Origin of the sequence: Phyllobacterium sp. (genome assembly GCF_037994425.1) — a bacterium.
GTDB lineage: Bacteria > Pseudomonadota > Alphaproteobacteria > Rhizobiales > Rhizobiaceae > Phyllobacterium.
This window is the reverse complement of the sequence record NZ_JBBNAM010000157.1, coordinates 42,640-49,072: the sequence shown is the minus strand read 5'-3', so window position 1 is coordinate 49,072 and position 6,433 is coordinate 42,640. Positions and strand designations below refer to the sequence as shown.

9 protein-coding genes are annotated in these 6,433 nt (G+C 56.2%); 4 read left to right on the top strand and 5 right to left on the bottom strand.

What is annotated here, in order from left to right; all coding sequences use genetic code 11:
* A partial coding sequence (locus tag AAAB35_RS11650; RefSeq protein ID WP_340668446.1) for an accessory factor UbiK family protein occupies window positions 1–246 on the top strand: 246 nt, incomplete at its 5' end.
* Window positions 247–300: 54 nt separating this feature from the next.
* On the opposite strand, the gene AAAB35_RS11645 is transcribed toward AAAB35_RS11650, so the two are convergent.
* A complete protein-coding gene (locus tag AAAB35_RS11645) occupies window positions 301–471 on the bottom strand; it encodes a hypothetical protein (RefSeq protein ID WP_340668445.1) in 171 nt (56 codons plus the stop codon).
* Window positions 472–971: 500 nt separating this feature from the next.
* Here AAAB35_RS11645 and AAAB35_RS11640 point away from each other — a divergent pair, with 500 nt between their 5' ends.
* Window positions 972–1,472: a YbjN domain-containing protein gene (locus AAAB35_RS11640; RefSeq protein WP_340668444.1), complete on the top strand. Its 501-nt coding sequence runs from the start codon at window positions 972–974 to the stop codon at window positions 1,470–1,472.
* 31 nt (window positions 1,473–1,503) lie between these two features.
* Entirely contained in the window at window positions 1,504–1,839 is a 336-nt protein-coding gene (locus tag AAAB35_RS11635; protein WP_340668443.1) for a tRNA-binding protein, read from the top strand.
* A gap of 97 nt (window positions 1,840–1,936) precedes the next feature.
* Here the strand turns inward: AAAB35_RS11635 and AAAB35_RS11630 are convergent, their stop codons facing one another.
* The 3 genes from AAAB35_RS11630 to AAAB35_RS11620 all read right to left on the bottom strand — a co-directional run bounded on the left by AAAB35_RS11630 (window position 1,937) and on the right by AAAB35_RS11620 (window position 4,620).
* Entirely contained in the window at window positions 1,937–3,508 is a 1,572-nt protein-coding gene (locus AAAB35_RS11630; protein ID WP_340668442.1) for a GMC family oxidoreductase, read from the bottom strand.
* A gap of 47 nt (window positions 3,509–3,555) precedes the next feature.
* Window positions 3,556–4,125 carry a gluconate 2-dehydrogenase subunit 3 family protein gene (locus tag AAAB35_RS11625; RefSeq protein ID WP_340668441.1) on the bottom strand — a complete coding sequence of 190 codons (570 nt, stop codon included), beginning with the start codon at window positions 4,123–4,125 and terminating at the stop codon, window positions 3,556–3,558.
* A 99-nt stretch (window positions 4,126–4,224) separates the two neighbouring features.
* Window positions 4,225–4,620 (bottom strand): VOC family protein, encoded by a 396-nt coding sequence (locus tag AAAB35_RS11620; protein WP_340668440.1) that lies wholly within the window; start codon window positions 4,618–4,620, stop codon window positions 4,225–4,227.
* A 219-nt stretch (window positions 4,621–4,839) separates the two neighbouring features.
* Here AAAB35_RS11620 and AAAB35_RS11615 point away from each other — a divergent pair, with 219 nt between their 5' ends.
* Window positions 4,840–5,160, top strand: coding sequence for a ribbon-helix-helix domain-containing protein (locus AAAB35_RS11615; protein ID WP_340668439.1), 321 nt, complete (start codon window positions 4,840–4,842; stop codon window positions 5,158–5,160).
* A gap of 62 nt (window positions 5,161–5,222) precedes the next feature.
* On the opposite strand, the gene AAAB35_RS11610 is transcribed toward AAAB35_RS11615, so the two are convergent.
* Window positions 5,223–6,320 carry an OmpA family protein gene (locus AAAB35_RS11610; RefSeq protein ID WP_340668438.1) on the bottom strand — a complete coding sequence of 366 codons (1,098 nt, stop codon included), beginning with the start codon at window positions 6,318–6,320 and terminating at the stop codon, window positions 5,223–5,225.
* Window positions 6,321–6,433: the final 113 nt, after the last annotated feature.

The following is a 6,433-nucleotide window of genomic DNA, read 5'->3' as shown; positions in this document are numbered from 1 at the left end:
GGCGCAGCACAGGGCGTGCGCCGCGAGGTCGAAACCGCATTTCGCGGTCAGGCCGAACGGCTGCTCAATACAATGGACGTCGTCCAGCGTGAGGATTTCGAAGCTGTGCGCGAGATGGCCATTCGCGCCCGTGCGGAGAATACCGCGCTTCTGGCGCGAATCGAAGCACTCGAAGCGCTTGTCGGGTCCAAGAATGAAACCCGGAGCAAACCTGCGCCCGCGGGTGGGCGCACAAAGAAGGATTGAAGCGCAGGCGACGCGCTCGTCACGCATGTCACGTGTGACGCACCGCTTTCAGATCTAGACGCTACTGCTTTCCGCGCTTTTCTGGCCGGCAGCTAGTGCTTCCTCTTCCGTTTCGTACGGGCCGACCTTGGCGCTCTCTTCCCCATTGATGGTGATCACGTAATACCACCGTCCATCATCGTTTTTCTGAGTGGCGGTGATTTTTGCATTCGGCTCGCCTGTCATGGCAGGTCTCCTGGTTGTAACAATTTCATTAGGTCCGCTAACAATCTAAACGAGGTGAATTTCGAACATATGACGGAATTCATGCCGGACGTCCCCAGCAGGGCAGCACGGCTTGTGGGATGCGGGATGTTGTTGTCCCGTTTTGTCGCCTCAGTGATGCTATCCCCAAAATAAATCGCAAGAATTTATCAACAGGCACGAACTGCCGAAAATCGTTTCCTTAGAGTCAGTTAAAGGGGGCTTGTGAATCTTTTTGGCAGCGTCTGTCCACACCCATTCGCGCCATTCGACCAAAAGGGGGCTGGCGCTCGGACTCAGCATCAATACACTGAAATTACAGCATGATTCGTAACAGGGGTCATGCGGCGGTTAGGCCGGCGTCTAGCCGCTATCCGGCTGGTGCGTACTGCCTGTCGGTGCGATTTCAAGCGTATGGTGTTCTTTGGGTGGGTGCTGCGGTCCCGCAGCGTCGATTGGATTCGAAATAGCAGGTAATGGCAATGAGCCTTCTGGAAATAGAAATTGCGCGTGATCTCCATCCAGTGGATGTGATTGAACATGTTGCCCACACGAACGAGTGGGCATTCGAGCGCACCGGGGAAGATGAAATTGCCATAACCGTTGAGGGAAGCTGGACCGACTACCAGATTTCCTTTTCGTGGATGGAGGATTTCGAGGCGCTGCATCTCGCATGCGCCTTCGATATAGCGATCAGCGAACCGCGCATCAATGAAGTCATGCGTCTGCTTTCGCTGATCAACGAGCAGCTGCTGATGGGCCATTTCGACCTGTGGCGCCAAGAAGGTGCCATCATGTATAGGCAATCGTTGCTGCTTTCGGGCGGGGCGGAGCCGACGAGCAAGCAGGTTGAGGTTTTGCTCTCCAGTGCGCTCGATGCCTGCGAGACCTATTTCCAGGCCTTCCAGTTTGTTGTCTGGTCAGGGTCGACAGCACGTGAATCGCTCGACAGCATCCTGTTCGAGACGGTAGGTTCGGCCTGATTGGTTTCAGAACGTTCAGGCAAGCACATCCATGACGATTACTTTTGACGATTTCGAAAAGGTCGACATTCGTGTCGGCACCATTATCGAAGCGCAACCGTTCCCGGAGGCCCGGAAATCGGCCCACAAGCTGAAGATCGATTTCGGCCCTGTAATAGGGGTCAAGCGGTCTTCGGCCCAGATCACCAAGCATTATACGTTGGAGGAACTCCATGGCCGGCAGGTCATGGCGGTGGTCAATTTCCCGCCGCGCCAGATCGGTCCCTTCATGTCTGAGGTTCTGACGCTAGGCTTTCCGGACGACGAAGGCGCGGTCGTTCTTGCGGCGGTCAGCAAGCCCGTGCCGAATGGCGGCAAACTTTTCTAGCTGAACAGAGGCCCAGCTACACCATTGACGCAATCTCGACGGGAAATTGCGCCAATGGCGTAGCCCGATCTGCTTGGGAGAAATCGATCGGGCGTTTTCAGATCGTCTTTGCCGCCATCTCCTTGGCGATATAGTCGGCTTGGCGAATTGCCAGGCTGACGATAGTCAGCGTTGGATTCTCCGCCCCGCCGGTCGTGAACTGGCTGCCATCCGCGACGAACAGGTTTTTGATGTCGTGACTCTGCCCGTGTTTGTTGACAACGCCGTCCTTCGCCTTCTCGCTCATCCGGTTGGTGCCGAGGTTGTGGGTAGACGGGTAGGGCGGGGTCGGGAAAGTGCGGACAGCCCCGACCGCCTTGTAGAGATCCTGACCCTGCTTGTAGGCGTGATCGCGCATCGCAACGTCGTTGGGATGATCGTTGAAGTTCACATTGGCGATGGGAAGGCCGTATTTGTCCTTTTCATCCTTGTGCAGCGTAATGCGGTTGCCCTCCTGGGGCATGTCCTCGCCAACGATCCACATGCCTGCCATGTTCGGATATTGATCGAGCGCCGAGGTGAACGACCGGCCCCATGCGCCGGGATCGAGAAAGGCCGCCATGAAGGGAATGCCGAGCGACAGGGTCTCCATCTCATAGCCGCCGACGAAACCGCGTGAAGGATCATGCCTTGCTTCGTCGCGGATGATGCCGGCCATGGTCGTTCCACGATACATGTGCACCGGCTTTTCGAACACCGCATAGACTGAGCCGGTGGTATGGCGCATGTAATTCCGCCCGACCTGACCCGACGAATTGGCCAATCCGTCCGGGAACATCTTCGATGCAGAGTTGAGAAGCAGGCGGGGACTTTCGATCGAATTGCCTGCAACGGCGACGATTCTGGCCTTCTGCAACTGCTGCTTGCCATCCTTGTCGACGTAGAGGACACCGGTGACCTTGCCGCTCTTGTCGTGCTCGATCTTCTGCACCATGGAATTGGGGCGAACTTCGAGCTTGCCGGTCTTCTCGCCCTTCGGGATTTCCGTATAGAGCGTCGACCATTTGGCGCCCCATTTGCACCCCTGGAAGCAAAAGCCCGTCTGCTGGCAGGACATGCGGTCATCGCGTTCGGCCGAGTTGATGGCCATGTGGCCCGTATTGCATTCCTTGTAGCCAAGCTTGTCTGCGCCTGCCTTCAAGACCTTGAAGTTGTTGTTGCCGGGTAGTCCCTCGATGCCATTGGTTCGCGTCACGCCCATCTTGTCTTCGGCCTTGGCATAATAGGATTCGATTTCCGCCAGGGTAATCGGCCAGTCAAGCAGGTTGGCGCCCTTGACCTTGCCGTAGTGGGTCAGAGCCTGGAATTCGTGTTCCTGGAAGCGCAGTGAGGCGCCGGCCCAGTGCGTCGTCGATCCGCCAACGGATTTGACGATCCACGCCGGCAGGTTGGGAAAGTCCTTGGCGACGCGCCAGTCGCCGGAGGTGGTACGCTTGTCGACCCATGCGAGCTGACCGAAGCTTTCCCATTCGTCATTGATGAAATCTTCATACTCGTGTCGCGCGCCTGCTTCGAGGATAACGACGTCGATGCCTTTTTGCGCGAGTTCATTGCCGAGCGTTCCGCCGCCGGCTCCCGAGCCGATGATAACGACGACGCTGTCGTCTTTGAGATCATAAGGTGCAGCCATGGTTTCCTCCCATTAGCCAAAATCTTCGGTTCTGATCGGCGCTGCCGTCAGAGCCACTCGATGTCGCTGAAGCCACGGGCGATGTAGCCGCCCTTCGAGAAGGATTCGCCTTCGTAGCCAAAGAGCGGCCAAAGATCCTTCTGGTTGTAAAGACCCGTTACAAGCCCGCCGCGGACTGTCTGAAAGAATGGCGTGTCCTCGATCTTGCGAAGGATGGTGAGCCGGTCTTCCTCCCAACCTAGACCGAGATAGCCGCCCTTGCCGGCACGCTTGTCGAGATCGGCGACGCCATCAACGATGAGCTTCTTGGTTTTGGGGTCTTCGCCGGCCTTCGCGTCGTATGGCTTGACGGCAACCGCGTAAAAGCGGTCCGGCACGTGGTCGTGCGGATAGATATCCCGCGCCATCTGGATGAGGGTTGCCATTGTCTGCGGCTCGAGATTTGTCGTCTCGAGCCCCCAGGCAAATTGTGGATGGATGATGGAACTTCCGCTGATGATGAGAATGGCGCCGAGGCTGGCGGTGCCGCCGCTTTTCAGAAGGTCGCGGCGCGACATGCCCTTGCCACCGGGATTTGGCTCGGCCAAATCCGGATTGCGGTTAAAGATAGTAACCATTGATTTCCTCCCTTGCTTGCTATCGGCAGCCCGACGGTTAACCGACGAAACTGCCCTTGCTGGCTTTGACGGCATTCCTCCAACGCCGCTCGGCCGGTTTCAGACGAACCGGCCTTGTCTTTCCAGGACCTCTATTTTGTAGCCGTCCGGGTCCTCCACGAAAAAGAAGCGCGCGATCATCGTCTCGTCCCGCTTGAACTCGACAATGTCCCGGACCTTGTAGTCGAGGCCCTTCAGGCGCGTGTGAATGGCGTCGAGATCATCGACGCTCAAGGCCAAATGGCCGTAACCGTCCCCCAGATTGTAGGGCTCGGTCCGACCTTTGTTGATCGTGAGTTCGAGTTCGAACGGCGTTTCTTCGTTGCGCAAATAGAGGAGCGTGAATGTATCGAAGTCGAGCCGGTCGGCGACGTCTAGACCGAAAGCCGACTTATAGAAGGATTTCGATTTTTCCTCATCGAGAACACGGATCATCGAATGAATGGCTTTTGCCAAGGGCGCCTCCATGGACGTTGACGGGGTCGTCTCAAAACGAGGTTGCAGTGTCGAGACTTGTCGGTGATTATGCGCCTGGGAGAAGAAAAGTGGTGGCAATCGGCTACCACACCGCCTTGCAAGCGGAATAATTTTTCTCGAGACGCACCAATGATCGTTCCGTCACTTCGGGCACCGGTGACGAGCGCGGGTCATTGGGCAGAAAGGGAGGTCTTGGTAATGTGTAAGGTATTTGCAGAACAGGATCCGCAGGGTTACCGGCAGATCAATCGTTCTGTGCGCATCGGCGGACATTCTACGAGCATTCAACTTGAGGCGACCTTCTGGCAACTGCTCGACGAGATTGCCGAAAGTCAGAAAATGACCACGCCGCGATTCATTTCGACGCTTTACGACGAAGCTTTGCAAGCACAGGGAGAGATCCCCAACTTCGCTTCGATGCTTCGCACGACATGCGCGCTCTATCTGCGCGGCGTCCAGATTGCGGCCGAAAAGCCGGGCGAATGCCCCTCGGCTCTGATCGCGGAACACGCGGCCTGATCGACGGGTCTAAACATAGGTTTTTGCGGAATTCAACAGGTTATGCCGGTTGAGATTCGATGTCAGTTCAGTTTAACGAGGACGACGCGGCGGTTCTTGGCGCGTCCCTCTTCGCTGTCGTTGCTGGCGACGGGCGCCATCATTCCCGCCCCAGCGGTTGTCAAACGATTCGCGTTGACCTTGTAGGTGGAGACAAGCTCTTTCTTGACGGCAGCGGCTCGCCGGCCCGACAGATCAACATTATAGGCAAATTTACCCTGGTTATCCGTATGTCCAACGACGATCACAGACAATTTTGGATCCGATTCGAGAAGCTTGGCAATTTCCTTCAGCATCGGTGCTGATTCCGCTTTTACCTCTGACTTGTCCGTTTCGAAATAAATGCCGTACAGCGAAATACTTCCCTGCGAACCGAGCGAACTGGCCATTTCCTTCGCTCCAACGGCAACCATCTTCTTATCGCGCGATTTGGGTTCGAGCACGTGAACCAGGGCGACGGTACGGCCGACCAACGCTTCGCAATAGTTACCGCCCAGTAACGTATATGTCTGCACCGTGACATAGGTGTCACCATCTGACGCAGGCAGTTTTGCCGTAAAGAACCGCTGATCCTTGATACTGGATGTCAATGCGCAGGAGCCGGTGGAAAAATCATCTTCCGTAAGGTCGGACGCATGGAAGAAAGACATCATCAAGCTCATTTCGCCGCCGCCGCCCTTGCTCGACAGCGTGGCGTCGCCGCCGCATCCTTCGGTCTTGCATTCGAACAGGATCTCGCCTTTGTCCGCAGTGATCTCATCCTCGTAATTGCGAAGCACTTCGAGCGGCGAACGCTCGGTCGGCGTCACATAAGCGATGCGCGTCAGTGTCCCCTCGACGTCGAGCTTCTTTTCCGGCACGAAAACACGATTGTTCGACGTGTCACGGGCCTGCTCGTCTTCGCTCGCCTTTAACGGGCCAAGGGGAACCGAGAAGTCCGTATAGGATAGTTTCTCATAATGGACGATGAGGGAGCCTTCATAGCGTTTGATGCGCGCATTATCGCGTGCCCCTTCCACGTCGTTTGTTGGAATTTCGGCATTTGCCTGCGCCCCGTTTACAGCGCCGCCCAGAAAGCAGATTGCCAGAGCAATTCTAAAAGCGTGTTTAGCTCGTATCACGGGATTGCTCCTCGCTGGGAATGCCAGCGTTCGATCGGTTTCGTGGCTGCGGATAGGCAAAAATGACAACGAGCACGGAAGTCGTTTTCAGTAAGATCACCTTATGAAATTAA

Excerpts from the sequence above, each read along its gene's own strand:
- AAAB35_RS11645 (WP_340668445.1), bottom strand. The coding sequence starts at position 471 with ATGACAGGCGAGCCGAATGCAAAAATCACCGCCACTCAGAAAAACGAT.
- AAAB35_RS11640 (WP_340668444.1), top strand. The coding sequence starts at position 972 with ATGAGCCTTCTGGAAATAGAAATTGCGCGTGATCTCCATCCAGTGGAT.
- AAAB35_RS11635 (WP_340668443.1), top strand. The coding sequence starts at position 1,504 with ATGACGATTACTTTTGACGATTTCGAAAAGGTCGACATTCGTGTCGGC.
- AAAB35_RS11630 (WP_340668442.1), bottom strand. The coding sequence starts at position 3,508 with ATGGCTGCACCTTATGATCTCAAAGACGACAGCGTCGTCGTTATCATC.
- AAAB35_RS11625 (WP_340668441.1), bottom strand. The coding sequence starts at position 4,125 with ATGGTTACTATCTTTAACCGCAATCCGGATTTGGCCGAGCCAAATCCC.
- AAAB35_RS11615 (WP_340668439.1), top strand. The coding sequence starts at position 4,840 with ATGTGTAAGGTATTTGCAGAACAGGATCCGCAGGGTTACCGGCAGATC.